Origin of the sequence: Cupriavidus sp. GA3-3 (genome assembly GCF_000389805.1) — a bacterium.
Lineage (GTDB): Bacteria > Pseudomonadota > Gammaproteobacteria > Burkholderiales > Burkholderiaceae > Cupriavidus > Cupriavidus necator_D.
The window spans coordinates 84151-109986 of record NZ_KB944505.1 but is presented as its reverse complement, the minus strand read 5'-3'; the positions used below and the strand labels follow the sequence as shown (position 1 = coordinate 109986).

The window sequence follows — 25836 nt, the reverse complement described above, 5'->3', positions numbered from 1 at the left end:
GATCGAGACCACCGAAGGCGCCAAGTTCTGGATGAAGGTGTTCAACGACCTGAAGACCCGCGGCACGCAGGACATCCTGATTGCGGTGACCGATGGGCTCAGGGGCATGGAGCAGGCCCTGAACGCGGTGTTCCCGAACACGACATTGCAGACCTGCATCGTGCATCTGATCCGCAACAGCCTGGAATACGCCAGCTGGAAGGAGCGCCGGGCCGTGGCGGCGGCGCTCAAGCCCGTGTACACGGCCCCCAGCGCGGAGGCGGCGCTGGCCGAGTTGGAGGCCTTCGAGCAAGGGCAATGGGGTGAGCGGTACCCCCCGATCGCCGCGTCCTGGCGCCGCGCCTGGGATCAGGTGATCCCGTTCTTTACGTTCCCGCCGGCGATCCGCAAGATCATCTACACGACCAACGCGATCGAGAGCATCAGCTCCTGTGGCTGGCCCTGCGCAACATCACCGGGAAGTGGGGCAGTTCAACGCATGACTGGAAGGCTGCCATGAACCCCATGCGGGCCTGTCGCCCCCACCCCAACGCAGTTCAATCCCCCAACTCAGGCCACCCCTGCCCGCCACCGGACCCGGGCAATTGTTGCACCATGTATTCATGCAACCGCGACAGTTCCAGCGCAATGCCATCCGGAAACCCCTGCCGCCCACCCCGCTTGTCTATCAGCAGCTCAACCAGGAAAGCACGCAGAGCCGCCGGGTTGGCAGAAAGCGCAGCCAGGTGGTTGCCGATGCGCGCATAGCGGCGGCACAGCTCAACGGGGCGCGCCTCGGCCGGCAGCGATGCCAGCCACCGCATGGCGACGTCTGACAGCAACGTATCTTTCGGCGACGGCGGGCGCCGCACGCCGCTCCAGTCAGGCTCGGTTTGCACTGGCGGCGCGCCGTCCAGTACCTTCTTTGCTTCCTCAACGGTGACGAATTCAAAAGAGAGAGGTTCCATACCGGCTCCGGGATCAGGCCAACGCGCACTGCGCATTAACGCGCATTCTAGCGATTACGGCGCTTCGCGGGCTAGTTTGATAGCCATGTCTTCAATGAACCGAATGCCTCAGCCTTCGTGCGCTTGCTTCACCACCTGGGCTACACCGGGCGCGCCACATTTTCGCCGGGTTTTAAGAAAGATTCAGGGGTGATATAAGAAAACAGAAACGCCGCCCCCCTTGCCAGGGGGCGGCGTTTGCGGCTAACACACCGGCCGCTTCAGGCCACCTGTTCGCGCCGCAGCGGCAACCGCCTCACCCGCAGGTTCCGTCGGCCACGCACACGCCGCGCACCACCATCTCGCCCATGAAGTCCATGGAAGCCTGGTCGGCAATCGCGTCGCGCAGCGCATCCAGCGCGGCGTCATGGGGATCGCTGGCATTGCCTGCCTCCAGCGGCGTGTCATGCCAGCGCCGGGGTAAGGCAGCGGGGTCGATATCGACGCCGGCACCTGCCGCCAGCGCAGCCAGCACCGCGGCCTCCGCTTCGGCCATGGCGTCGGCGGACAGGTCCCTGGCGCGCCCCTGCCCGAAACTGTCGAACGCCTGATCCGGCGGCCCGCTCAGCAGCTTCCACAAGGCCAGCTCGGTCAGCGGCGAGCAGTTCACGGTGCGCGCGCCCAGCACCAGGCCATGCAGCCGCAGGCGGTTCGGCTCGCCCTGCGCGAGCCCGCCCTCGCAGCGCACCATCAGCGCGCCGCCCGGCACCGCGGCCAGGCGGAATGCGCCCTTTGCATCGGTGGTTGTGTTGTGCACTTGTCCTTGCGCATCGCGCAACTGCACGGTGGCGCCTGCCAGCGCGGCGCCGACGGCAGCCGTGCCGCTCACTTCCGGCGCATGGTCATCCCCGCATGCTGCGACCGCCGCGACCCCGCATGCGAGCACGAGGTGGCGCCAGGATCTAAGGTCCTTGCCCATGGTTGCTCCGCCTAAGGTGCCAGGGTGGCCAGCTCGCGGCGCGAGCGGTTGAACAGGCCGCGCGCCAGCGGCGTCGGGCGGAAGTCGACGTCAAGCGCCGAGATCGTGATGAACTTGGCCAGGAAGGCCGGCGTCTCCGCGATCCGCGCCAGCGCTGCCGCTTCGGTCTCCGGCGCGCCCACGTCGATCGATACCGTGTTGTCGGCATTGCGCTTGTAGGCGGTGGTAAAGGAATCCACCGTGCCAGGCGTGGTCAGGCGCACGCCGGCAGGAGTCCCGCCGGCAGCGATCGGGTAGTTGATGCTCAGCGGGTGGGCCACCGGCAGCAATGGCTGGCCGGCTGCGCGCGTGGCTTCCAGGCTGGCAATCACGCGGGCCAGGAAGGCCCCGGCCCTGGGGAACGCGGCCACGGTGCTGCCGAAGCCGGTGCGTGCCTCGGCAAAGTCCACGCCAACGCTCAGCGCGATGCCGGGCACGCCGCGGCGCGCGGCGAACAGCACGTTCATCACCGTGCCCGAGTGCGGGATGGAGTCCGACAGGTTCTCGCCGAAATTGGCCCCGGAGACGACCAGGTCCGGCGTGAAGCTGCTTTCCGGCCCGACGATCTTCAGGCCCATGGCGGTGGCGTCCACCGGCGAGCCGCTGCCCAGGTATTCCGGGTTGGTGGCATTGAGCGCGCCGCCTGCGACGAAGGTGGCCTTGACCCGGTGCACGCAGAAGGTGTCGGCGCTGCCGGCGAGCGGATCCACTACCAGCCGGGTGCGCCCGTCGGGCACGGCATAGGCAGCGCCCGAGCCGCTCTGGTTGGTGGCCGGCCCGACCGTGATGACGCGGTGGCCGGCGTCCTGCAGGGCCTTGCGGACCGCGGTGATGCCAGGTGCGGCGCAGCCGTCGTCATTGGTCAGCAGGATATTGAGCGCGTGCGCGGGGCTGGCCGCGGCGGCGAGTGCCGCGGCCGCGATACCGAGGCTAGCGAGCCGCAGGCGGGTGGGAAGTCGAAGCATGGGAACCTGTCTCCATTCTCTGGTGCCTGATGAAAGCCATGCCCGGCCGCGCAGCGGCGCCGCCAGGCTTGATCGAAACCGGGGCGACAGCGTCACGGCACCAGCAGGCCCCGTTCGCGCGCCAGCGTGATCGCCGTATCCTCGATCATGTCCTCCTGCCCGCCCACCAGCCGCTGCCGGCCGAGCTCGACCAGGATCTCGCGCGCGGGGATGCGGTACTTGGCCTCGGCGCGCTTGGCGAACAGCAGGAAGGACGAGTACACGCCGGCATAGCCCAGCGTGAGCGCGTCGCGGTCGATGCGGATGGGGTGGTCCATGATCGGCACCACCAGGTCTTCGGCCACGTCGGCGATGCGGTAGACGTCGACGCCGGTCTCGATGCCCATGCGCTCGCACACGGCCACCAGCACTTCCATCGGCGTATTGCCGGCACCGGCGCCCAGTCCCGCCGCGGCGGCGTCGATGCGGCTGGCGCCGCAGGCGATCGCGGCGAGCGAATTGGCCACGCCCATGGCAAGGTTGTGGTGGCCGTGGAAGCCCAGCTCGGTCTCGGGGCGCAGCGCCTGCCGCACGGCGCCCAGCTTCTCGGTGACGTCGTGCGGCAGCATGTGCCCGGCCGAGTCGGTGATATACAGGCAGTTGGCACCATAGCTTTCCATCAGCAGCGCCTGCTGCACCAGCGTCTGCACCGGTGCCATGTGCGCCATCATCAGGAAGCCCACGGTATCCATGCCCAGCTTGCGCGCCATACCGATATGCTGCTCCGAGACATCGGCCTCGGTGCAGTGGGTGGCGACGCGGATGGTATGCACGCCAATCTCATGCGCCATGCGCAGGTGGTCGACGGTGCCGATGCCGGGCAGCAGCAGCGCGGAGACGCGCGCCTGCTTCAGTTCGCCCAGCACCGCGCGCAGGTATTCCTCGTCGCTGTGCGCGGGGAAGCCGTAGTTGACCGAGGCGCCGCCCAGGCCATCGCCGTGGGTGACCTCGATCAGCGGCACGCCGGCGGCGTCCAGCCCGCGGGCAATGTCTTTCATCTGTTCCAGCGAGATCTGGTGGCGCTTCGGGTGCATGCCGTCGCGCAGGGTCATGTCGTGCAGGGTGATGTGTTGGACCATGGCTGGCTCCTCAGGCGTTGGCGGCTTCTTGCGCGCTGCCGGCGCGCATGGCGGCGGCAATGCACTCGGCGGTGCGGGCGGCCGAGGCGGTCATGATGTCCAGGTTGCCGGCATACTTGGGCAGGTAGTCGCCCAGGCCCTCGACCTCCAGGAAGATCGACACGCGCTTGCCGTCGAACACCGGGCCGTTCTTCAGCGTGTAGCCGGGCACGTACTTGCGCACTTCGGCAATCATGTCGTGCACCGAGGCGGTAATCGCGGCAACGTCGGGCGCATCGTCGGTCAGGCAGTGGATGGTGTCGCGCATGATCAGCGGCGGCTCGGCCGGGTTGATCACGATGATGGCCTTGCCCTGGCGCGCGCCGCCCACGGCTTCGATCGCGCCCGCCGTGGTGCGCGTGAACTCGTCGATGTTGCGGCGCGTGCCGGGCCCGACCGAGCGCGACGACACCGTTGCCACGATCTCGCCATAGGCCACCGGCTGCACGCGCGAGACCGCATACACCATGGGGATGGTGGCCTGGCCGCCGCACGTGACCATGTTGACGTTCATCTCGTTGCTGCCGATATGCGCGTCCAGGTTGACCGGCGGCACGCAGAACGGCCCGATCGCCGCCGGCGTCAGGTCGATCACGCGCACGCCGCGCGCGGTCAGCCTGGCCGAGTGCTCGGCGTGGACGTAGGCCGAGGTGGCATCGAAGGCGATGCGGATATCGTCGGCCTCCAGGTGCGGCAGCAAGCCGTCGATGCCGTCGCTGGTGGTCTTCAGTCCCAGCTCGCGCGCGCGCGCCAGGCCTTCGGAGGACGGCTCCACGCCGACCATCCAGACCGGTTCCAGGATGTCGCTGCGGCGCAGCTTGTAAAGCAGGTCGGTGCCGATATTGCCGGGCCCGATCAGGGCACATCGGATCTTGTTCATGGGGTCTCGCTTGGCAAAGTCAGGAAGTCAGGAAAGTCGTGTAAGTCAGCGGAACACAGCGCTGCAGCCGCCGATGCCGGTGATATGCATGGACAGCCGGTCGCCCGCCTGCACCGGAATCAGCGCCGCCAGCGAACCCGACAGGATGGTCTCGCCGGCCAGCAGCGGAATGCCGAAGCTGCCCAGGGTGTTGGCCAGCCACGCCACCGCGTCGGCGGGATGCCCCAGCGCGGCGCTGCCAAGCCCGGTGGCGACGCACTTGCCGTTCTTCTCGAGCGTCATCGCGCATGCGCCCAGGTCCAGCGCGTGCGGGCTGACGCGTTCCTCGCCGAGCACATAGACGCCGCAAGAGGCGTTGTCGGCGACGGTATCCTCGATGCGGATGCGCCAGTCCCGGATGCGCGAGTCAACGATCTCGAAGCAGGCCGCCACCGTTTCGGTGGCGTCGAGCACATCGGCGCGCGTCACGCCCGGGCCGCGCAGGTCGCGCCGCAGGAAGAAGGCAATCTCGCCCTCGGCGCGCGGCTGGATCAGGGTTTCGGTGGGGATGGGCTGCCCGGCGGCGTACTGCATGCTCTGCAGCAGGATGCCGAAGTCCGGCTGGTGCACATCCAGCATCTGCTGCACGGCCGCGCTGGTCACGCCGATCTTCTTGCCGGTGACGCGGTCGCCGGCCGCCAGCCGGTGGGCGATAAAGCCTTGCTGGATGCGATAGGCAGCGTGGACGTCGAGCCCCAGTCCGCGGCCGCTGAGCGGCGGCACCGGCGAGCGCGTGACCAGCGCATGGTGGAGTTCATTGCTGAGCGTGGTGATCAGGTCGGCGTTCATGGCAGGGGAGGGTCGGGCCGCACTGCCGCGGCGGCAGCGCGCCGCGGCAGTTCGGGTCAGGGCAAAAGGTCAGAACGAGTACTTGGCGTTGAAGGCCACGTAGTCGCGGTCAGCCAGCGGACGGTTGGCGATGTTGGCCCCGCCGATGAACGTGGCGTAGGTCAGGTTAAGCTCCAGGTTGTTCAGGTACTTGAAGGTCAGCCCCACGCTGGCGCGCTTGTCGCCATAGCCCAACAGCGTGCCGAAGGCGCCGGCCACCGCCGACTGGCCGCTGAACTGCTGAGCGTAGGTGAGTGGCACACTCATGTCCCAGCCATCGAACACATTGTTGTAGTTCAGCGACCAGCCCACCTGGAACGCCGCCGAGTTGCGGGTGTTCGACAGCTTGCTGAAGCCCATCACCGGGTCCACGTCGAGCACGTGCAGGTAGGCCACTTCGCCCAGCAGCGTCTGCGAGTCGGCCAGGAAGGTCGGGCCCACCGAGTAGATCGCGGAGAGCTGGCCCTGCAGCGCCTTGCCGCGCGTCGCGGTGGGCGAGCCGGCCACGTCCACCAGCATCGGCACGCCGTCCTTGTAGCTGACTTCACCGGCGACGTTGGCGCCCAGCATCTGCGTGGAGAAGCTGGCGCCGGTCAGGTTGATGCCGCCGTAGAACTTCTGCTGGTATTGCAGCGTGGGAAAGAGCGAGGTGACCACGCTCGGGTTCTTGTCGTGATAGCGCAGCTGGTACAGCCCGATCTCGGTGCTGTCAAATACGCGGAAGCGCGCGCCCACGCCCCATTGCCCCCAGTCCGAGGGGCGGATATCCGGGCCGCGCGGGATGTTGAAACCGGGCCCGATGATGAACTCCGCGCCCGGGCCGACCACGTCGGTGGAGCTGAAATAGCTGCCCGGTGCGAAGATCTGGTTCGGCTTGTAGGTGAACTGGTAATAGCCCATCACGCTGAATGCCGGCGTGACCTGCAGCTGCAGCGACGCCTGCGGCACCGGCAGCAGGATGTCCTTGACCTCGGCGCCCGGCACGAAGGCCTTGGTGGCATCGGCAGGCCCTTGCGCGCCGGCGATATTGGCGAAGAACAGGCTCTCGCCCCAGGCGACCACCTGGTTGCCCAGCTTGAAGCTCAGCTGCGTGCTGCCGATCGGCGCCGCGCCATAGACATAGGCATCGAGCAGTTGCGCGCGGTGCTCGTGATAGTCCTGCGCCGAGTTGGTGAACTGGTTGAACGGACCGCTGTGGTTGACCGTGAACGGCGCATTGTTCGAGTTGGTGCCGCTGTAGGCCCAGTCCTGGAACACGCTGCCGCGCACCAGCGCGCCGAAGACGTCGTGCTTGAGATGCGCTTCGCCCAGCAGCGAGACGCGGTTGGCGATCAGGTCGCCGCGCCTGAAGTTGCGGTTGCCATCGTCGCCGTTGATATTGGCAGGGCTCAGCAGTGTGTTGCTCTGGTGGCCGGTGCGCACCGCCGCGCCGTAGGAGGCGGTGACGCTGTAGTCGAGCGTGGTGTCGTGGCCAAGGTCGATGGTGTCGCCCGCCCTCGCTGGCGTTGCAAGCAGCGCGGCCAGTGCCGCCGCGGCAGCGATTGGCCGCAGCCGGTTGCGGCGTTTCAGTGGGCCGAGTTGTGGATGGTGCATGGTGGTCTCCCCCGTGGTGTCGGTGTTGGTTCGTTGCCTGGCACTTCGAATGGCGCTCGCCTGGTCGCAAGCGTAGAGAGGGGCAGCCATGCACAAATCGGCAGAACGGACTAGGCGGTTTCCCTACAGGCGGGCCGCTCAGCCGCGATTGACCGAAGCGGCGTCGAGAAAGGCCGGGCGCTCGCCGCCGCCATCGATCACGAGATTGGCGCCAGATACGTACGACGCCTGCGGCGATGCCAGGAACAGGCACGCGCCGGCGATGTCGTCCGGATGCGCGAGCCGGCCCAGCGGCACCGTCGCGGCCATGGTGCGCAACGCCTCGGGGTCACCGTAGTGCTGCTGCTGCGAGGTCTCGGTCAGCACCACGCCCGGGCTGACCGCGGCAACGCGCACCTTGGGCGCCCATTCCACCGCGAGCGTGCGCACCGCATTGAGGATGCCGGCCTTGGCGGCGCCATAGGCCGCCGTGCCGGGCGAAGGGCGCAGCGCGCTGACGCTGCCGACGAACAGCTGGGTGCCGCCGCCAGCCTGTTGCTGCATGCGTGCATTGGTGCGCTGCGCGAGCTGCAGCGGCGCCACCAGATTGAGCCGGATCACCGATTCCAGCAGCCGTGGCGAGGCCTGCGCAACCAGCGCGAACGGCGAGCCGCCGGCGTTGTGGATGACCACGTCGAGCGTCGGGCTGGCGTGCGCGATCTGCGCCAGCATGGCATCGACCTGTTCGATGTCGCGGATGTCCGCCGGGATGAAGCGGGCGCTGCGGCCATCCGCGGCCGGCAGTTCGCTGTCGTCGGCGGGCGCGGTGCGGCCGCATACGAAGACCTGCGCGCCGGCGCGCAGGAAGGCCTCGCTGATGGCGCGGCCGATGCCGCGCATGCCGCCCGTGACCAGCACGGTCTGGCCGGTGTAGTCGAATCCTGTCATGGGTCCCCCTTGATGCATGGAGCGCCCATCGTAGGAGAAGTGGCCGTCCGGATCGTAGTCCGAATGAACGATGCCCGCGCGGGCAGCGCTGCGCAATATGCTGGGCAAACCACGGGAGACGCCCTCATGTCCGCTACGTCACAGCACACGCCTTTGTCCCCACACCCGAACCTGCCGGTCGGGCGCTTCGTCATCACGTCAACGGGCCTGCGCCTGCACTGCCTGGACTCCGGCAGCGGCGAGCCGGTGGTCTTTATCCACGGCAGCGGGCCGGGCGCGAGCGGGCACAGCAACTTCCGCCACAACGCGCCGGCCTTCGCCGAGGCGGGCCTTCGCACCGTGGTGGTCGACCTGCCCGGGTATGGCCTGTCGTCCAAGCCGGACGATGTCGAGTACACCCTGGACTTCTTTGTCGCCGCGCTGCGTGAGCAGTTGCTGGCACTGGAGCTGCCGCGCTGCGTGCTGGTGGGCAATTCGCTTGGCGGCGCCATCGCGCTGAAGTACGCGCTGGATTTCCCGGAGCATGTCAGCCGCCTGGTGATGATGGCGCCCGGCGGCGTGGAAGAACGGGAAACCTATTTCCAGATGGAGGGCATCCAGCGCATGGTGTCGCTGTTTACCGGCGGCCACATGAACCCGGACACCATGCGGCAGCTGCTGCAACTGCTGGTGCACGACGCCAGCCTGGTCACCGACGCGCTGGTCGATGAGCGCATGGCGGTATGCCGCGAGCAGCCGCGCGAGGTGCTGGCCACCATGAAGGTGCCCAACCTGACCGAGCGGCTGGGCGAGATCCGCTGCCCGGTGCTTGGCTTCTGGGGCACGGAAGACCAGTTCAATCCCGCCTCGGGCGCCACCAGATTCCTGGCCGGCTGCGCCGACGCGCGCTTCGTCATGATCAACCGCTGCGGCCACTGGGTGATGGTCGAGCACGCCGCATATTTCAACCGTGAATGTATCGGCTTCCTGGCGGATACCGCCCAGGGCGGGGCGGCATAATTGGCTCGCACGTCCACACAAGAAGACCCAGGAGACATCATGGAATACCCGTATAGCCTGTTCGACCTGCGCGGCAAGGTTGCCGCCATCACCGGTGCCGCGCGCGGCATCGGCGCGGAAACCGCCCGCGTGCTGGCGGCGGCCGGCGCGAAGGTCGCGGTACTAGACGTGCTGGAAGCCGACGGCAAGGCCACCGCGGAAGCGATATGCGCCGAAGGCGGCGAGGCCGAGTTCTGGAAGCTCGACGTCACCAGCGAAAGCGACGTGAAGCGCGTGTTCGCGGAGATCGCGGCGCGCTTCGGCGGCCTCGGCATCCTGGTGAACAACGCCGGCATCGAAGGGCCCAATGCGCCGACCCATGAGCTCGCGCTGGAGCAATGGCAGCAGGTCATGGCCGTGAACGTGACCGGCACCTTCCTGTGCACCAAGCACGCCATCGGTCACATGGAGCGCGCCGGCGGCGGCGCCATTGTCAACGTGTCGTCGATGTACGGCATCGCCGGCGGGCCGGACGTGCCGCCTTATCACGCATCCAAGGCCGCGGTGCGGATGATGGCCAAGACCGATGCCATGCTCTATGCCGGCAAGGGGATTCGCGCCAACTCGATCCATCCCGGCTATATCCGCACGCCGATGCTCGAACACGTGGCCCAGGCCTCGGGGCAGGGCGAGGCGCTGTTTGACTACCTGGGTGGACAGACCCCCGCGGGCAAGGTGGGCCAGCCCCGCGACATTGCCGCGGGCATCCTGTACCTCGTGTCCGACGCCGGGCGCTACGTCACCGGCGCCGAGCTGGTGATCGACGGCGGCTACACCGCACGCTAGAACCACCAGACAAGGAGAACCCCATGCCCGATAGCGCCGCGATGAAAGCCACGCTGCTCGCCTATGTCGATCGTTTCAATGCCGGTGACGCGCAGGGCGTTGCCGCGCTCTACGCCGACGATGCCACCGTCGAAGACCCGGTCGGCGCGCAGCCGATCGCCGGCAAGCCGGCCATCCTGGCCTTCTACCAGCACACCACCGCACTGGGCGCGCGCCTGGAGGTGGTGGCGCCGCCGCGCGGCTCGCACGGCGACGCCGCCGCGCTGACCTTTGCCGTGCATGCCCGCCTGGAAGGGCGGCCGGCCCGCATCGACGTGACCGACATCATGACGTTCGGCGCAGATGGCCGCATCCGCAGCATGCGCGCCCACTGGGGGCCGGACGACGTGCATTTCCTGTAGGCCCGCCGCGCCCATGGCCCGCCACACCCGCGAAGATGCCGCCGTCACGCGGACGCGCATCCTGGCCAGCGCGCTGCAACTGATCCGGCACCGCGGCCTGCATTGCGTCACCGTGGACGATGTGGCCCGCGCCATCGGCATGACGCGCGGGGCCGTCTACGGGCATTTCCGTTCCCGCGCCGAGTTGCTCGGCGCGCTGCTGTCGTGCGCCGAAGCCGACTTCGCCGCCCGCCTCGCGCCGCTGGCGCAAGGCCGCGCCGCCAACGGGCCAGGCACGCTGGAGCAGGCGCTGGCCGCCTTGCTCGATGGCGATGACCTGGCGCGCCATGTCAGCCTGCTGGCCGCCCTGCTGCAGCACAAGTGCGGCGACGACTGCGAGCTTTGCCCGCTGCGCGCCCGCGTGCTGGCGGGCGTCGAGGCCCTGCGCGCAACCTTCGCCGGCCTGCTGCCGGCCCCAGGCATGGCCGGCCTGCTGGTGGCGCACCTGTGGGGCCTGTTGAGCGCGCACGCCATGCATCTGGCGCCGTCTGGCCTGTCCGGCTGTGCCGCAGCGCTGGCCCGGCTGTATCAAGGGCCCGACGTGCCGCCGCATCCGGCCCTGTCCACCATCCCTTCCTGTCGACCCGACGCCACTTTCGATCCGGCGCTGCTGCGGGATACCCCTTAGTCTGCTCGGACGAAGCGTTTCGGGCCGGCGCTGACTACGATGCTTTCAAAAGCATGGAAACCTAGTAAGGGTGCGGAGGAGACAGCATGAAGCGGCTCGGATTTCGTTGGGCGGCGGGCCTGGCCGGGGCCGGCGCCGCGATGGGCGCGGCCTGGGCGATTGCCGTGGGCGGCGACCTTGCCACCGCGCATGGCAGCCAGGACGAGATGCCCGCTGTCAGCGTGGCCTCCGCCGACGCGGCGCAAGACCACTGCAACGACGCCTGCGTGCGCAGCCGCGGCACCGCGGCGTTGGTGGTGCTAAGCCAGAGACCTCCGCATTGACCCGTCGATCGACCTGCCTATGCAGGTCGATCGACGGGCCAGTCCCTAATAGCCGAAACAGCGATCTGCAACCTCAGTCGATCAGGAAGCGCTGCGTCAGCAGCGCCCAATAGGCCGCGCCGATGGTGACGTTGTCGTCGTTGAAGTCGTAGCCGGGGTTGTGCACCATGCAGGCGCCTGCGCTGTCTCCATCGCCGTTGCCGATCAGCAGATAGCTGCCGGGGCAGCGCTCCAGCATGAAGGCGAAGTCCTCGCTGCCGGGCAGCGCCGGGCCTTGCGGCACGACCTTGTCCGGCCCAAGCAAGGCGAGCGCCGTCTGGCGCGCGAATTCCGTCTCTTCCGGAGTGTTGACGAGCACCGCATAGCCTTGCCGGTAATCGATCTCGGCGCGCACGCCGTAGCTTTCCGCCTGGGCCTGCACCAGCGCCTTGATGCGCCGCTCCAGGGTGGCACGCACGTCGCGGTCGAGCGCCCGCACGCTGATTTCCAGCGTGGCTTCCTGCGGGATCACGTTGTTGGCCTTGCCGGCATGCATGGCGCCGACCGTCACCACCGCCATCTGCAGCGGGTCGACGTTGCGCGAGACCACGGTCTGCAGGGCCAGCACGATGCCGGCGGCGGCCACCAGCGGATCGGCTGCCCGGTGCGGCAGCGCGCCGTGGCCGCCCACGCCTCTGACCGTGACGGTGGCGTAGTCCGACGAAGCCATGGTGGGACCGTCGCGCAGCACCAGCCGTCCCTGCGTGATGCCAGGCATATTGTGCATGGCGAAGACGGCATCGCAGGGATACTTCTCGAACAGCCCGTCCTGGATCATGCGCACGGCGCCGCCCATGCCTTCCTCGGCCGGCTGGAAAATCAGGTTTAGCGTGCCGGAGAACTGCGCTTCCTGCGCCAGGTATTCCGCGGCGCAAAGCAGCATGGCGGTGTGCCCATCGTGCCCGCAGGCATGCATGACGCCGGCATGGCTGCTGGAGTAGGGCAGGCCGGTCGCCTCGCCGATCGGCAGGGCGTCCATGTCGGCGCGCAGGCCGAGCCGGCGCGTGCCGCTGCCGCGCCGCAGCCTGCCCACCACGCCGGTGCCGCCCAGCCCGCGCTCCACGTCGTAGCCCCATTGGGCGAGGCGCTCGGCCACGGCGTCGCTGGTGCGGTGCTCCTGGAAGCCAAGTTCCGGATGCTGGTGAATGTCGCGGCGCAGCGCAACGAACTTGTCCGCGCGGGAGCGCAGCGATTCCAGGATGGCGTGCATGGGATTTCTCTCCTCTCTATATGCGATGGCATTGGCGTTGCGTCATTGCGGCTGCAGCCCGATGGCCTTGGCCAGGCCGCGGTAGCGCGCCGTCTCGCCTTCGTAGAAGCGGGCCGCCTCCTGCAGCGTCATCGGCGTGGCCACGGTCTGCATCTGGGCTTCCAGCCCGGCGCGCACGGCGGGATCCTTGAGGACATTGCCGAGCGCCAGGTTCAGGCGCTGCACCACCTCGGGCGGGGTTCCCTTCTTCACCATGAAGCCGGTCCAGATCGTGAAGGCGAAGTTCTTCAGCAGCTTGCCTTCGCCGATGGTGGGCACATTGGGCAACAGCGGCGCCCGGGTGGCGCCCGCGGTGGCGAGCAGTTTCAGCCGTCCCTGCTGGGCCATCGCGCCGAGCGCGGCGTTGAACGGCACGATGGCGAAGTCGAGCTGGCCGCCGCCGAGGTCCTGTACCAGCGGCGCCGCGCCCTTGTAAGGGACGTGGGTCATCCTGGTGCCGGTGAGTTGCTGCATGTGCTCGACCAGGATGTGGTACAGCGAGCCCACTCCCACGCTGCCGTAAGACAGCGGCTTGTCCTTGCGGCTGCGCGCCAGGGCGATCAGTTCGTCCGCGGAGTTGGCTTCCAGGTCCTTGCGTGCGATCAGTGCCAGCACCGCGGTGGAAATCGGCTGCACCAGCTGGAAGTCCTCCGCCTGCAGCTTGACCGCGGCATTGGCCAGCGGAGACAGGATCACTTCGTTGGGAGAGCCCTGGAACAGGTAGTAGCCGTCGCCCGGCGCCGACAGCACCTTCTGCGCGGCGATGGCGCCGCTGACGCCGCCCAGGTTCTCCACCAGCACGGTCTGGCCGAGCTGCTTGCCGACGGGCTGGCTCAGCACGCGGGCGATGGCGTCGGAGGCGCCGCCGGCGGGATAGGGCACCATCAGTGCGATCGGCTTGGCGGGATAGGACGCCCCGGTCGCCCCCGCGGCTGCGGTCGCGCCGGCCGCGCCGGCGCAGATCGGGCTGGCCAGCACGGCGGCAAGCAGGCCGCCAGTCAGCCTCGTCAGCGGGCGGCGCAGGCATTGTGTGAGGGTCATCGTCGTCTCCTGATCATGGATGCCGCGTCTGTCTTGTTGCCCCGGCGGGACGCACGGCTGGCAGCCATGTTAGGAAGGCGGCAACCTGATGTCCAATGCATCATTTTTCTCATTATCATTACAAGATTGCATGCGAGGACGGCGATGAACCTGATTCAGCTCAAGCACCTGATCGCGCTGGCGGAGACCGGCTCGTTCAGCCAGGCCGCCGCGCGGCTGCATCTGACGCAGCCGGCACTCAGCCGCAGCATCCAGGCCCTGGAAGCGGAGTTGGGCATGCCACTGGTAGACCGCATCGGCAAGCGCAACGAACTGACGCCGTTCGGGCAGCTGGCGCTGGAAAGGGCACGGCGCATCGTCTTCGAGGCTGGCGAGCTCAGGCAGAGCGCGCTGGCGTTGCAGGCCGGCCAGGCGGGCACGCTGCGCATCGGCCTGGGATCCGGGCCGGGCGCCATGCTGATGACGCCGCTGCTGGTGCATATGGCCAGGCACCATCCCAGGGTCAGGCTGACCATTTCGCGCGGCGCGACCAATCTGCAGCTTCAGCAGCTACGCGCCCGCGCGCTTGACGGCGTGGTCATCGATCTGCGCTCGCTAGTGCCGGGCCCCGACCTGCGCGTGGAGCGGCTGCCGGACCTGCGCGCCGGCTTCATGTGCCGCAGCGGCCATCCGTTGTGCAAGCTGCGCCGCGTGAGCTTCGACGATCTGCTGGCCTATCCGATCGCTTCCAGCCCCCTGTCGGACGAGGTGGCGCGCATCCTGATCGCCCACTTCGGGCCACGCGCGCATCCCGACCAGATGGTCACGCTGCGCTGCGAGGAGATCTCCAGCCTGGTGGAAGCCGCCCGCATCACCGATGCGGTGTTCCTCGGCATCATCGCCGCCGCGCGCGAGCCCATGGCAAGCGGGGAACTGGTGGAGCTGGCATTGACGCCGCCCTTGCACACCAGCGCGCAGTTCGCGCTGATCACCTTGCAGGGACGGACCGAGACGCCCGCAATGGAGATGCTGCGGGCATTCATGGCGGAGAGGATGCGGGAGTAGCGGCGCTCCCGCCCGCGTACAGGCAATGACTGCTCAGCGCAGGCCAGCCTGCCGTTGCGCATTCAGCGCTTCCGCGCGCGCCTTGACGTCCCGTGCCACCTGGTCGAAGCCCTGCTTCACCCGGGCACCGTGCTCGCGCATGATGGTCTCCGCGTTCAGCCCCAGGAACAGGTCAGTGGTGAAGTAGCGGGTGCGCCCGGGCCCGACGGCTTCCAGGTACTGGTCGCGCCGGGCTGCATCCTTGTTCTCGTCGGTGGGGCGCTGCTCCCACGAGAGCAGGCGTTCCGGCTCCCACGCCACCAGGTACTCGTTGACCGGGATGACCTGGTCGGTGCCGGGGATGCGCACCTGCATGTACACCATGTCGCCGAGCCGGCCGGTGGTCTCCAGCTCCGGGCAGAACGTATTCCATTCCGCGTAGCGCGCAAAGTCGGTCAGCACTTCCCACACCAGCGCTACCGGTGCGTCGATCTCCACCTGGATCGACGTCACGAGATTCTCTGCTTTGGCCATCGGCCCCTCCTTCATGAAAGTCATTGGGAAGGGACACACTAGAGCCGTGTGACTTCGGTTCGCATACCCCGAACGGACGAGTCCGGGTGGACGAAGGCGATGTTGTCGAGGTCAGGCAGATTGAGGCTTGCCCCGAGCGCGCGCGGTCCGGCGGCGGCGACGCGCGGCGGGGTCTCAGTCTCCAACTGCTGTGAGCTTGGTGCCGGCCATCCGGGATGGCTGGCATTTTTTTTGGTTCATCGTCAAACTCTGGGGTCGGGCCGCGCGCAGGGCCCACACACTTCAGGAGAACCCATGTTTGACCACGTCAAATTCGGAGTCAGCGACTATGCAGCGAGCAAGGCGTTCTTCCTCAAGGCACTCGAACCGCTCGGCGTAGCGGTTGCCTCGGAGGGGCCGCCGGCGTACGGTGTCGAGCTTTGCCCAAAGGGCAAGGCTTCATTGTGCCTGTTCCAGACCGAGGAAAAGCCGGCGCATCTTCACCTCGCGTTCACGGCCGAGAATCGCCGGCAAGTCGAAGCTTTCTATCGCGCGGCCCTGGAGGCGGGTGGCAAAGACAATGGTGCGCCTGGCCTGCGCCCGCACTACCACGCCAACTACTATGCGGCGTTCGTGATTGGTCCGGACGGGCACAACATCGAAGTGGTTTGCCACCAACCCGAGGCCTGACCCTGCCATCGAGGACGATTATTTCCCCTCGGGGTATTCCAGCTTCGGATACCAATCCGCCCCCCGGCCTTCCGGCGTGGTGTCAAGCAGGGTCCACAGCGGATCCAGGTCCGGCGCACCGCGCGGGTCCTGACCCGGGTCGACCGAGAGGGCATACATCTCGCTGCTCCAGAAATGGCGGATCTTGCCGTCCCGGCGCGTAAACACCGAGTAGCCCGGAGCGTCGGCATCTTCGGGGCTGACATAGTCGCGGGTGAAATCGCCGTCGACGTCCGCATAGACCTTCAGCTTGGTCCAGCCCCGCGCCTTCTTGGCGGCGACCAGGCGATCGATGGGCGAGCGGGCGATCATCGCCAGCGCCACGCGCTGCTCGATGTCCGGGACCTTGTGATCCCACGACGCCATCACCGACGTGCACATCGGGCAAGGCTGCTCCCGCTGCGGTCCGAACATATAGCTGTAGATGACCAGGGTGTCCTTGTCGCCGAACAGTTCGGCCAGCGTGACCGGACCGCGTTCGCCCTGGAAGGTATAGCGCTTTGTCACCTCGCCGCCCGCGGGCAGGCCGCGGCGCTGTTCGGCCACGCGCTCAATGTGGCGCCGCAGCTCGATCTCCTCCGCGAGCAGCGCATTGCGCGCCTTGCGGTACTCCGCGCTTTCATTGGGAAACCGGACGGGGTTTTGTTGCGCCAACTCGGTTGAGGGAATGAGTTTTGCAGTGGTGTTCATGTGGGTCCTCCTGCCATAGCTACCGCGAATGGCCGGGGAATGTGATGCTGTCGCGCAGCGTCGGCGTTTCCGCGGCCCCTCACGTAGTTCGTGTCAGCCCAGGCCGAAATGTTCCACGCCATGCAGGGCCGATGCTGCCGTGACGTGGCCATTGCCTTTCCATTTGAGAAAGGAAGGTGGAGAAAGCCGCGATTCCAGCTGGGCCTGCCTCCCCTCATCATGTCTGTGGCGCAATAACGCGGCAGATGCCTGCCGCCCTTCGACCGCAGCCCGTCCCTACGCGCCAGTGTGACAAGCCGTGCCTCACATCGGCACGCTGCGGGGGGCCCGCAACCTGGATGTCATGGCAATGAAGATCGTATTCCTGGACCGTTCCACCATCTCGCCGCAGATCACGCTGCCAGCGCTGCCGTTCCCGCATGAGCTCCAACTCTACGGGGAAACGGCTGACGAGGACGTCGCCGCGCGCATCGCCGCCGCGGACGTGGTCATCACCAACAAGGTGAAGCTGGATGCCCGCCAGCTTGAGCAGGCACCGAACCTGAAGCTCATCGCCATTGCGGCGACCGGCACCGATGTTGTCGACCTGCAAGCCTGTGCCGCCCGCGGCATCGTCGTCTCCAATATCCGCAACTATGCCGTCCATACGGTGCCGGAACATACCTTTGCCCTGATCTTCGCGCTGCGGCGAAGCCTGGCCGCCTACCACGATGCGGTCCGGCGCGGCCGCTGGCAGGAATCCGGATCCTTCTGCTTCTTCGACTACCCGATCAAGGACTTGCACGGGTCGGTGCTTGGCATCATCGGCGACGGCGTGCTCGGCCAGTCGGTGGCCAGGATGGCGAGTGCGCTGGGCATGCAACCGCTGTTTGCGGCCCACAAGGGACGCGAGGGCATGGGCCCGCTCTACACGCCTTTCGACGAGGTGCTGCGCCGTAGCGACATCATCACCTTGCATTGCCCGCTGGTGGCGCAGACACGCAACCTGATCGACACCGCGGAGTTCTCGAAGATGGAGCGGCGCCCGTTGCTGATCAACACCGCCCGAGGCGGGCTGGTCAATGAAGCGGCGCTGGTGGAAGCGCTGCAATCCGGAAAGGTGGCCGGGGCCGGCTTCGACGTTGCGACGCAGGAGCCGCCCGGCGCGGAACACCCGTTCCATCAGTTGAAGGATGCGCCGAACTTCATCCTGACTCCGCACGTTGCATGGGCCAGCGACGAGGCCGTGCAAGGTCTGGCCGACCAGCTTATCGACAATATCTGTGCCTTCGCGCAAGGCGCGCCCAGGAACGTGGTGGCCGCATGACGTGCCCGCCGGACGAAGGATGGTGCCGACAATGAAAGCAGCAGGACTCAAGGTGCTGGTTGCACCTGACTCGTTCAAAGGCAGCCTCAGCGCGACCGAGGTGGCGGATCGCATCCGCGCCGGCATCCGGCGCGCGGTGCCTGGTGCGGATGTCACCGTGGCACCGATCGCCGATGGCGGCGAAGGTACCGCCGAAGTCCTGGCGGCCACGCGTGCGGGCGTGTGGGAAGCGGTGGTTGCCACCGATGCCAATGGCGTGCCAAGGCCGGTGCGGTACTTCCGCGGCCGCACGCAGGAGTTTGGCGAGCTCGCGATCGTCGAGGTGGCTGAAATCGTCGGCCTTCCGCACGCCCTGCTGGCGCCGGGGCAACGCACGACCAGGGGCATCGGCCATGTCATCCGCGCGCTCGCTGAGCGCAGTGTCGATACCATCGCGATCGGGCTGGGCGGATCTTCCACCAATGACGCAGGTGCCGGCCTGCTGGCGGAAACCGGCTTTTGCTTTACCGATGCGCAGGGCAACGCATTGTGGCCAACCCTGGATACGCTGGACGCGATCTGCGCCGCAACGTATCAGCAGCCTGCGCAGCTTGGCCGGGTCCGGCTGCTGGGCCTGTCCGACGTCAACAATCCGCTCTGCGGGCCAAACGGCGCGACCTTTGTCTTCGGCCCGCAGAAGGGCGTGCAAGACCTGGGCGCTGCGGATGCCCGGCTGGAACGGTTTGCAACGCGATGCGCCGCCGTGGTCGGGCTGGAGGTTGCCGATGCGCAAGGCAGCGGTGCCGCCGGCGGCATCGGCTTTGCGTTGCACCTGCTCGGCGCCGAGATCGTTCCCGGCGCGGCCTTTGTGCTGGGTGCTGCCGGCCTCGATGCAGGGCTCGGCGCCTTCGACTGGGTCATTACCGGCGAGGGACGGTCCGATGCGCAGACCATGATGGGAAAAGGTCCTGCCATGATCGCGCGCATGGCGCGCCAGGCCGGTGTGCCGGTGACGCTGCTCTCAGGCGCCGTCGAGCCCGATGCCGGACTGGCCGAAGCCTTCGACGGGTGCATCTCGATTCAGCAGGGGCCGGTATCAATCGGCTTTGCGATGGAGCATGCGGCGGCATTGCTTGAGGATGCTGCGTGCCAGCTTGCGCGCCTGTATGTCGCCGCCAGCCGGCAGGAAAATCGCCTGGGCGTATAGAAAAAACGGGTCTCCCCACCCGGGGAGACCTTCCACGCATCGACGACACTTAGTCCGCGCGAATATTCGATGTCTTGACCACACGCGACCAGGACGCCAGTTCCTGATCGACGAACTTGCCCAGCTCCTGCGGCCCCATGTAGGCGGCAAAGGCACCTTGTTCCTCGATCTTCTTCCTGTACGTGTCGCTGGCCACGATCTTCTTCACCTCCTGGGACAAGCGCTCGACGATGGCCGGCGGTGTATTCGCCGGTGCAAACAGTGCAAACCAGGATTCCACCTCATACCCTGGCAGCCCAGCCTCCGCGGTGGTCGGCACATTGGGCATGGAGGGATGGCGCTTCGGTCCGGCATAGGCAAGTGCCTTGATCTTGCCCGCCTGCACATGCCCGATCACGCTCGGCGGGGTCGTGATGAACATGTCGACCTGCCCGCTGATCAGGTCGGTGACCACGGGCCCGGCGCCCTTGTACGGTACGTGCGTCATCGGCACCCTGGTCTGCCGCGCCAGCATCTCGCCGGCGATATGCTGGATCGAGCCATTGCCGGACGAGGCGTAGAACAGGCCCTTGCCATTGCTTTTGCCGTAGGTAACCAGTTCGGCTATCGATGTCGCGGGCAGCTTGCCGCTGACGGCGATGACGTGCGGCGCGCGCATGACCAGCGCCACCGGGACGAAGCTGGACGGCTTCCAGCGGATCTGCGGGAACAGCGCCGGATTGCCGACGTGGTAGCCGGAATACTGAAGCAGCAGCGTATAGCCGTCCGGCGCGGCGCGCGCCACGGCTTCGGTGCCGATATTGCCGCTGGCACCGGGCTTGTTGTCCACCACCACGGGCTGGCCAAGCGCGGCCTGCAGTTGTTCGCCGACCAGGCGGGCAACGATATCGGTGGATCCGGCCGGTGCGCTGGGCACCACCAGGGTGACCGGCTTGGTGGGATAGGCGTTGGTGCTGTGGGCCGGGGCGGCCGCAGCCAGGGCCGCCAGGGCGGCCGCGGCGATCGTCATGCGTTTCATGGGTGTCTCCTCCATCGTTTTGCCGGGTTGGCCGATCTTCAGTCGACCAGTTCTGATATCTCGATCAGGTTCAGGTCCGGATCGCGCACGTAGACCGAGCGGATCTTCTGCGTTGCGCCGGTGCGCGCCACCGGTCCTTCGACAATGGGCCACTGGCATCGCCGAAGATGGGCGATGACGTCGTCGAGCGGGACGGAAGCGATAAAGCAGAGATCGAGTGCGCCGGGAACGGGCAGGTGTGCCTTGGGCTCGAACTCGGCGCCGCGCTGGTGGAGATTGATCTTCTGGTTGCCGAAGCGGAAGGCCAGGCGACCGTTGCCGAAGGTTTCAGGCTGCATCTGCATGACTTCGGTGTAGAAGTGCCGCGTGGCTTCAAGGTCAACACAGGTGAGCACCAGATGGTCAAGATGGTCGATCAGGGACATGATGGTTTCCGGGTGGGTGTCAGGGCTGGAAGGCCCGTTGTTCGGGGATCGCGTCGGCGGCAGGCATCGGATGCAGGTCGAGGCGGCGGCCGGCCTTCAGCAGCTGGCTTGGGACGTCATGGCCGATCAGGCCAGGCAAGCGCGCGGCGGCATCCAGGATGGCAGCCAGGTCGACGCCGGTGTCGTAGCCGTCCAGTTCAAGCATATGGACGAGTTCTTCGGTGCAGACATTGCCGGTCGCGCCCGGCGCATACGGGCAGCCACCGAGGCCGCCCAGCGAAGCGTCGAAGCGGTCGATGCCCTGGTCCAGCGCGGCGAGCGTATTGGCCAGCGCCAGGCCCCGGGTATTGTGGAAATGCAGGGTCAGCGCCAGGCCGGGGAACTGCCGCCGCGCGGCTTGGCACAGCCTCGCGACCTGGGACGGGAACGCCATGCCAGTGGTGTCGCACAGCGTCACGCCGTGAGCCCCCAGGTCGGCGAAGCGCTGCATCCAGCCCAGCACGTTTTCCAGCGGCACGTCGCCTTCCATCGGGCAACCCATCGCGGTCGACAGCGAGATGTTGATCGCGGTCGGCGTCTCCCTTACCACGCGGATGACGTCGGCAAGCTGGGCAAACGATTGCTCGCGCGACATGCGCAGGTTGGTGCGGTTGTGGCTTTCGCTGACCGACATCACCAGGTTGACCTCGTCGACCTGGCAGGAGAGGGCCCGCTCGGCGCCGCGCACATTCGGCACCAGCACCGTGTAGACCACACCGGGGCGCCGCGCGATGCGATGCATCACCGCTTCCGCGTCGCGCAGCGCGGGAATCGCCTTGGGCGAGGTGAAGGAAGTCACCTCGATCCTGGCGTAGCCGCATGCGCTCAGCGCGTCGATCAGGGCAACCTTGTCATCGGTCTCGACAAAGCGGGCCTCGTTCTGGAAGCCGTCTCGCGTGGCGACTTCATGTATGTACACCTTCCTGGCAGTCATGCCGGTCTCCTGGTCAGATAATCCCTGCCACGCGCCATGCCTCGCGCTGCGCCGTGCCGATGCCAAGGCCTTCCAGCACCGCGTCGGTATGCTGGCCAAGCGCGGGGGCGGGGTTGGGCAGTGCGCCGGGGGTGGCGCTCAGCTTCGGCACGATGCCGGGCAACTGGACGGGGGTGCCGTCCGGCAATTGCGCGTCCAGGATCATGTCGCGCGCGCGGTAGTGCGGATCGCTGGCGATATCGGCGACGTCATAGATCTTGCCCGCGGGGATGCGGGCGCCATTGAGCGCGTCGAGTGCCGCTTCCAGGCTGCGCTGTGCCGCCCATTCGCCAATGGCGGCGTCGAGCATCGCGACCTGGCTGACCCGGCCGTCGTTGTGGGCCAGCGCAGGGTCGTCGCGCAGGTCGGGGCGCTCGATCATGTCCATCAGCCGCCTGAAGATGCCATCGCCATTGCCAGCGATCAGCACATACTTGCCGTCGGCGCAGCGGTACGCATTGGTCGGCGCGATGCCGGGAAGACTGCTGCCGGCCGCCTGCCGCACGGCGCCGAACACCGAGTATTCCGGCAGCAGGCTCTCCATCATGCTGAACACCGACTCGTACAAGGCCACATCCACGACCTGGCCCTGGCCGCCGTTCTGCTCCCGGTGCCGCAACGCCAGCAGGATGCCGATCACACCGTGCAGCGCGGACAGGGAGTCCCCGATCGATACCCCCACGCGCACCGGGGTGCGGCCCGGCTCGCCGCTCAGGTGGCGCAAGCCGCCCATCGCTTCGCCAATGACGCCGAAGCCCGGCCGGTCGCGATAGGGGCCGGTCTGGCCATAGCCGGACACGCGCAGCATCACCAGCCCGGGATTGGCCGCGCGCAGGCTGTCCCAGCCCAGGCCCCAGCCTTCCAGCGTGCCCGGGCGGAAGTTCTCGATCAGCACGTCGCTTTGCGCGGCCAGCTTGCGCACGACTTCCTGGCCTTGCGGCGTGCGCAGGTCCAGCGTGACCGACTGCTTGTCGCGGGACTGTGCCTCCCACCAGACCGAGGTGCCTTCATGCAACAGCCGCCACTTGCGCAGCGGATCGCCCGTGCCCGGCGGCTCGACCTTGATCACTTCCGCGCCGAACGCCGCCAGCATGCGCGCGGCAAACGGCCCCGCGATCAGCTGCCCCAGTTCCAGGACGCGTACGCCGGCAAGGGGCTTTGACTTGCTTGTTTCCATCTCATGGCTCCTGCTGTGTGCTGGAGATAGTGGGTCAAAAGCCGTTGCCTGGTAATCGATGGATTCTCAACCGTCCTTTCCTTACGGGAAAAGGTGGTGCATATTGCCGTACGGGAGTACCACGACCGGCACAACCCGCCACTTTGTCGGCTATCCCAGGCGGATCAAGGCCTGCATTGCGCTGCCGGGAGCCGGGCGCGCCGTTTGACAAGGCGCGAGCGGCTTACTAGCCTTTCCTGGCTTTCAATCCAGTCGGCGCGCGTCGCCAGTGCAATACCATGATCAATCCTGCCCATTTCGATCTCCAGTCCCTGCGCGTCTTCCAGCTGGTGGCCCAATGCGGCGGGCTGACGCAGGCGGCGAACAAGTCACACATGACGCTGTCGGCCCTGAGCAAACGGATCGCGGATCTTGAGCGCACGGTGGGATGCGCGCTGTTCCTGCGGGTTCGGCGCGGGCTTGAGCTGACCCCCGCTGGCCATGAGCTGGTCCAGCATGCGCGCATGGTGCTCGACAAGGTCAACCAGATGGCGGGCGAGATGAGCGACTTCGCCACCGGCGTGCGCGGACACGTCAAGGTCTGGGCCAATACGTCAGCCGTGATCCAGTTCCTTCCGCACGACCTGGCAAGCTTCCTGGCCTCGCAGCCGATGATCAGGATCAGCCTGGAGGAGCGCCTGAGCCAGGACGTGGTGGTAGCGCTGCTGTCCGGTGAAACCGATATCGGCGTGTTCGCCGACAACGTGCCGGCTTATGACATAAGGAAGTCTGTCTATCGGCGTGACCGCCTGGTCGTCCTGGTGCCTGCCGGGCATCCGCTGGCCGGGCGCCCGGAAGTGAGTTTCGACGAAACCCTGGAGTACGACTTTGTCGGCCTCAACCAGGGCAGCTCGCTGCTGCAGCGCCTGACCGACGCCGCATCGGCACTGGACAAGGTGGTGCGGCTGAGGATCCAGGTCAGCAGCTTCGATGCGATCTGCCGGATGATCGAGGCCGGCCTGGGCATCGGCGTCCTGCCAGATGGCGCGGTCCGGCCCGAACTGCTGGGTGCCGGGCTGCATGCCGTCTACCTGTCCGACGCCTGGGCCTCACGCATTCTCTGGCTGGGCGTGAGGGACGAAGCTGGTCTCTTGCCGGAGGCAAGGACGCTCCTGGAGCATCTGCGTGCAGCGGGCTCTGCCAGCGCGAGTCGCTGATGACACGGTAGTGCCGTCATCAGATGTCGAAGTAGAGCTGGAATTCCCACGGGTGTGGCCGTACCTTCAATGTATCGATCTCGCGCGTGCGCTTGTAATCAATCCAGGTCGTGATCAGGTCTTCAGTGAAGACATCCCCCTTGCGCAGGAACGCTGAATCGGCTTCCAGCGCGCAAAGCGACTCTTCCAGGGAGCCTGGTACCTGCCGGATGCGGGCGGCTTCCTCCGGTGGCAGATCATAGATGTTCTTGTCGAGCGGGTCGCCGGGGTCCGTCTGGTTTTCAATGCCGTCCAGGCCGGCGAGCAGCATTGCCGAGAAGGCGAGGTAGGCATTGGCCGACGGATCAGGACAGCGAAATTCAACGCGCCTGGCGCTCGGGGAATCCGAAACCATTGGAATCCGGGCCGCGGCGGACCGGTTGCGCTGCGACATGGCCAGATTGACAGGCGCCTCGTATCCGGGCACCAGCCGCTTGTAGGAGTTCGTGCTCGGTGCGCAGAATGCCATCAGCGCGGGGGCGTGGCTGAGCAAGCCGCCTATATACCAACGGCACATCTGGGACGTCTGCGCCCAACCGTTCTTGTCATAGAAGAGGTTCTCGGCGTCGCGCCAGAGGCTCTGGTGGCAATGCATGCCGCTCGCGTTGTCGGCAAACAGCGGCTTGGGCATGAAGGTGGCGACCTTGCCGTGGCGGCGCGCAACGTTCTTGCAGATGTACTTGTACATCATCACGTTGTCTGCCATGCGCATCAGTGGCGCAAAGCGCATGTCGATTTCATTCTGGCCGGCCGTGGCGACCTCATGGTGATGCACTTCGACCTGGATGCCGGCCTGCATCAGCGCGAGCACGATTTCGGAGCGGATGTCCTGCAGCGTGTCGCTTGGCGGCACGGGAAAGTACCCGCCCTTGTAGCGCTGTTTGTAGCCGAGATTGCCCCCGCCATAGGCGCCTTCGTCACGGCCCGAGGTCCATTCGCCTTCGGCGGATTCGACATGGTAGTAGCCAGAGTGCTGGTCCTGCCCGAAGCGGATGGAGTCGAAAATAAAGAATTCCAGTTCGGGGCCAAGGTAGCAAACCGTGGCAAGACCGGTTTGCCGGAGGTACAGCTCGGCCTTGCGTGCGATATGGCGCGGATCGCGCGAGTACGGCTGGTGCAGGACAGGGTCCAGCACGTCGCAGATCAGCGCCAGCGTTGGTGCTGCGCAATACGGATCGATGAACGCCGTGGCCGGGTCAGGCCTGACCAGCATGTCGGACTCGTGGATTTCCTGGAACCCGCGAATGGAAGACCCGTCGAAGCCGATGCCGACAGAGAATAAGTCGTCGTTGACTTCCGGCAGCGTGATCGAGAAGTGCTGCCACACGCCGGGCAAGTCGGTGAACCTGAGGTCAACCACCTGGATCGCGTGCGTCCGGATCAGATCGATGACCTCGCCGGGGTTTTGCGGCGGTACAACGTGATAGCTGCCGGGTTCTATTGAGACCATGCCCATATCCGCCTCCATCGTCTGCCCGCAGCCTAGTCCAAGATTAGTCTGTCGGATTCCGAATGGAAAGTGCCTTACCAGCCCTGCAGTTTTTCCGAAACGACCTTATTGCGGTGAACTCCGCGGTAAAGATGGATGGGGACGGCGACGGTATTCCATGTGAGACGCCGCCCCGAGCCAATGGCTAGTGGCTTT

General features: G+C 66.9%; 28 protein-coding genes and 1 pseudogene. 12 read left to right on the top strand and 17 right to left on the bottom strand.

Annotation, left to right across the window (positions count from 1 at the left end; all coding sequences use genetic code 11):
• Positions 1 to 501 (top strand): annotated as a pseudogene (locus C265_RS30510) (transposase); the annotation flags it as partial.
• A gap of 35 nt (positions 502 to 536) precedes the next feature.
• On the opposite strand, the gene C265_RS30505 reads toward C265_RS30510, so the two are convergent.
• From C265_RS30505 to C265_RS30470, 8 genes are all read right to left on the bottom strand, one after another.
• Positions 537 to 947, bottom strand: coding sequence for a hypothetical protein (locus C265_RS30505; RefSeq protein ID WP_010811623.1), 411 nt, complete (start codon positions 945 to 947; stop codon positions 537 to 539).
• A 295-nt stretch (positions 948 to 1242) separates the two neighbouring features.
• Positions 1243 to 1905 carry a carboxypeptidase-like regulatory domain-containing protein gene (locus tag C265_RS30500; RefSeq protein ID WP_010811624.1) on the bottom strand — a complete coding sequence of 221 codons (663 nt, stop codon included), beginning with the start codon at positions 1903 to 1905 and terminating at the stop codon, positions 1243 to 1245.
• Between the two features lie 11 nt (positions 1906 to 1916).
• Positions 1917 to 2909 (bottom strand): 5'/3'-nucleotidase SurE, encoded by a 993-nt coding sequence (surE, locus tag C265_RS30495; RefSeq protein ID WP_010811625.1) that lies wholly within the window; start codon positions 2907 to 2909, stop codon positions 1917 to 1919.
• A 92-nt stretch (positions 2910 to 3001) separates the two neighbouring features.
• Entirely contained in the window at positions 3002 to 4027 is a 1026-nt protein-coding gene (dmpG, locus tag C265_RS30490) for a 4-hydroxy-2-oxovalerate aldolase (RefSeq protein WP_010811626.1), read from the bottom strand.
• A gap of 10 nt (positions 4028 to 4037) precedes the next feature.
• Complete coding sequence (locus C265_RS30485; RefSeq protein ID WP_010811627.1) at positions 4038 to 4946, bottom strand: acetaldehyde dehydrogenase (acetylating); 909 nt, start codon at positions 4944 to 4946, stop codon at positions 4038 to 4040.
• 45 nt (positions 4947 to 4991) lie between these two features.
• Positions 4992 to 5774: a 2-oxopent-4-enoate hydratase gene (gene dmpE, locus C265_RS30480; RefSeq protein ID WP_010811628.1), complete on the bottom strand. Its 783-nt coding sequence runs from the start codon at positions 5772 to 5774 to the stop codon at positions 4992 to 4994.
• Between the two features lie 69 nt (positions 5775 to 5843).
• A complete protein-coding gene (locus tag C265_RS30475) occupies positions 5844 to 7406 on the bottom strand; it encodes a DUF1302 domain-containing protein (protein ID WP_010811629.1) in 1563 nt (520 codons plus the stop codon).
• A gap of 138 nt (positions 7407 to 7544) precedes the next feature.
• The gene (locus tag C265_RS30470) at positions 7545 to 8333 is read right to left on the bottom strand and encodes an SDR family oxidoreductase (protein ID WP_010811630.1); all 789 of its coding nucleotides are present in this window, start codon (positions 8331 to 8333) and stop codon (positions 7545 to 7547) included.
• Between the two features lie 126 nt (positions 8334 to 8459).
• Here C265_RS30470 and C265_RS30465 point away from each other — a divergent pair, with 126 nt between their 5' ends.
• The 5 genes from C265_RS30465 to C265_RS30445 all read left to right on the top strand — a co-directional run bounded on the left by C265_RS30465 (position 8460) and on the right by C265_RS30445 (position 11548).
• Positions 8460 to 9332: an alpha/beta fold hydrolase gene (locus tag C265_RS30465; RefSeq protein WP_011616696.1), complete on the top strand. Its 873-nt coding sequence runs from the start codon at positions 8460 to 8462 to the stop codon at positions 9330 to 9332.
• Between the two features lie 39 nt (positions 9333 to 9371).
• Positions 9372 to 10157, top strand: coding sequence for an SDR family NAD(P)-dependent oxidoreductase (locus tag C265_RS30460; protein ID WP_010811632.1), 786 nt, complete (start codon positions 9372 to 9374; stop codon positions 10155 to 10157).
• 23 nt (positions 10158 to 10180) lie between these two features.
• Positions 10181 to 10558 carry a nuclear transport factor 2 family protein gene (locus tag C265_RS30455; RefSeq protein WP_010811633.1) on the top strand — a complete coding sequence of 126 codons (378 nt, stop codon included), beginning with the start codon at positions 10181 to 10183 and terminating at the stop codon, positions 10556 to 10558.
• A gap of 13 nt (positions 10559 to 10571) precedes the next feature.
• A complete protein-coding gene (locus C265_RS30450) occupies positions 10572 to 11225 on the top strand; it encodes a TetR family transcriptional regulator (protein ID WP_010811634.1) in 654 nt (217 codons plus the stop codon).
• 86 nt (positions 11226 to 11311) lie between these two features.
• Complete coding sequence (locus tag C265_RS30445) at positions 11312 to 11548, top strand: hypothetical protein (RefSeq protein WP_010811635.1); 237 nt, start codon at positions 11312 to 11314, stop codon at positions 11546 to 11548.
• A 73-nt stretch (positions 11549 to 11621) separates the two neighbouring features.
• Here C265_RS30445 and C265_RS30440 read toward each other — a convergent pair whose 3' ends face one another.
• Entirely contained in the window at positions 11622 to 12797 is a 1176-nt protein-coding gene (locus C265_RS30440) for a M20 aminoacylase family protein (protein ID WP_010811636.1), read from the bottom strand.
• 42 nt (positions 12798 to 12839) lie between these two features.
• Entirely contained in the window at positions 12840 to 13877 is a 1038-nt protein-coding gene (locus tag C265_RS30435) for a tripartite tricarboxylate transporter substrate binding protein (protein ID WP_010811637.1), read from the bottom strand.
• A gap of 144 nt (positions 13878 to 14021) precedes the next feature.
• Here C265_RS30435 and C265_RS30430 point away from each other — a divergent pair, with 144 nt between their 5' ends.
• Positions 14022 to 14921, top strand: coding sequence for a LysR family transcriptional regulator (locus C265_RS30430; RefSeq protein WP_010811638.1), 900 nt, complete (start codon positions 14022 to 14024; stop codon positions 14919 to 14921).
• Between the two features lie 33 nt (positions 14922 to 14954).
• Here C265_RS30430 and C265_RS30425 read toward each other — a convergent pair whose 3' ends face one another.
• A complete protein-coding gene (locus C265_RS30425) occupies positions 14955 to 15434 on the bottom strand; it encodes an SRPBCC domain-containing protein (RefSeq protein WP_010811639.1) in 480 nt (159 codons plus the stop codon).
• Between the two features lie 294 nt (positions 15435 to 15728).
• Here C265_RS30425 and C265_RS30420 point away from each other — a divergent pair, with 294 nt between their 5' ends.
• Positions 15729 to 16103 (top strand): VOC family protein, encoded by a 375-nt coding sequence (locus tag C265_RS30420; protein WP_010811640.1) that lies wholly within the window; start codon positions 15729 to 15731, stop codon positions 16101 to 16103.
• Between the two features lie 18 nt (positions 16104 to 16121).
• On the opposite strand, the gene C265_RS30415 is transcribed toward C265_RS30420, so the two are convergent.
• On the bottom strand, positions 16122 to 16832 hold the full coding sequence (locus C265_RS30415; RefSeq protein ID WP_010811641.1) for a DUF899 domain-containing protein: 711 nt from the start codon (positions 16830 to 16832) through the stop codon (positions 16122 to 16124).
• A 349-nt stretch (positions 16833 to 17181) separates the two neighbouring features.
• On the opposite strand from C265_RS30415, the gene C265_RS30410 reads away from it, so the two are divergent.
• Both C265_RS30410 and C265_RS30405 read left to right on the top strand, forming a co-directional pair.
• Positions 17182 to 18138: a D-2-hydroxyacid dehydrogenase gene (locus tag C265_RS30410; RefSeq protein ID WP_010811642.1), complete on the top strand. Its 957-nt coding sequence runs from the start codon at positions 17182 to 17184 to the stop codon at positions 18136 to 18138.
• 31 nt (positions 18139 to 18169) lie between these two features.
• Entirely contained in the window at positions 18170 to 19324 is a 1155-nt protein-coding gene (locus C265_RS30405; RefSeq protein WP_010811643.1) for a glycerate kinase, read from the top strand.
• A gap of 49 nt (positions 19325 to 19373) precedes the next feature.
• Here the strand turns inward: C265_RS30405 and C265_RS30400 are convergent, their stop codons facing one another.
• Genes C265_RS30400 through C265_RS30385 form a run of 4 tightly spaced genes read right to left on the bottom strand, consistent with a single transcriptional unit; the run spans position 19374 to position 22956 of the window.
• Positions 19374 to 20342 (bottom strand): tripartite tricarboxylate transporter substrate binding protein, encoded by a 969-nt coding sequence (locus C265_RS30400; RefSeq protein ID WP_010811644.1) that lies wholly within the window; start codon positions 20340 to 20342, stop codon positions 19374 to 19376.
• A 38-nt stretch (positions 20343 to 20380) separates the two neighbouring features.
• A complete protein-coding gene (locus tag C265_RS30395; protein ID WP_010811645.1) occupies positions 20381 to 20767 on the bottom strand; it encodes a VOC family protein in 387 nt (128 codons plus the stop codon).
• Between the two features lie 19 nt (positions 20768 to 20786).
• Positions 20787 to 21740, bottom strand: coding sequence for a hydroxymethylglutaryl-CoA lyase (locus tag C265_RS30390; protein ID WP_010811646.1), 954 nt, complete (start codon positions 21738 to 21740; stop codon positions 20787 to 20789).
• A 13-nt stretch (positions 21741 to 21753) separates the two neighbouring features.
• Positions 21754 to 22956, bottom strand: coding sequence for a CaiB/BaiF CoA-transferase family protein (locus tag C265_RS30385; protein WP_010811647.1), 1203 nt, complete (start codon positions 22954 to 22956; stop codon positions 21754 to 21756).
• A gap of 278 nt (positions 22957 to 23234) precedes the next feature.
• On the opposite strand from C265_RS30385, the gene C265_RS30380 reads away from it, so the two are divergent.
• Entirely contained in the window at positions 23235 to 24152 is a 918-nt protein-coding gene (locus C265_RS30380) for a LysR family transcriptional regulator (RefSeq protein ID WP_010811648.1), read from the top strand.
• Between the two features lie 19 nt (positions 24153 to 24171).
• Here C265_RS30380 and glnA read toward each other — a convergent pair whose 3' ends face one another.
• On the bottom strand, positions 24172 to 25647 hold the full coding sequence (gene glnA / locus C265_RS30375; protein WP_010811649.1) for a type I glutamate--ammonia ligase: 1476 nt from the start codon (positions 25645 to 25647) through the stop codon (positions 24172 to 24174).
• Between the two features lie 56 nt (positions 25648 to 25703).
• Between glnA and C265_RS33265 the strand changes: the two genes are divergently transcribed.
• Entirely contained in the window at positions 25704 to 25829 is a 126-nt protein-coding gene (locus C265_RS33265; protein WP_081645178.1) for an excalibur calcium-binding domain-containing protein, read from the top strand.
• The last annotated feature ends 7 nt before the right edge of the window (positions 25830 to 25836 follow it).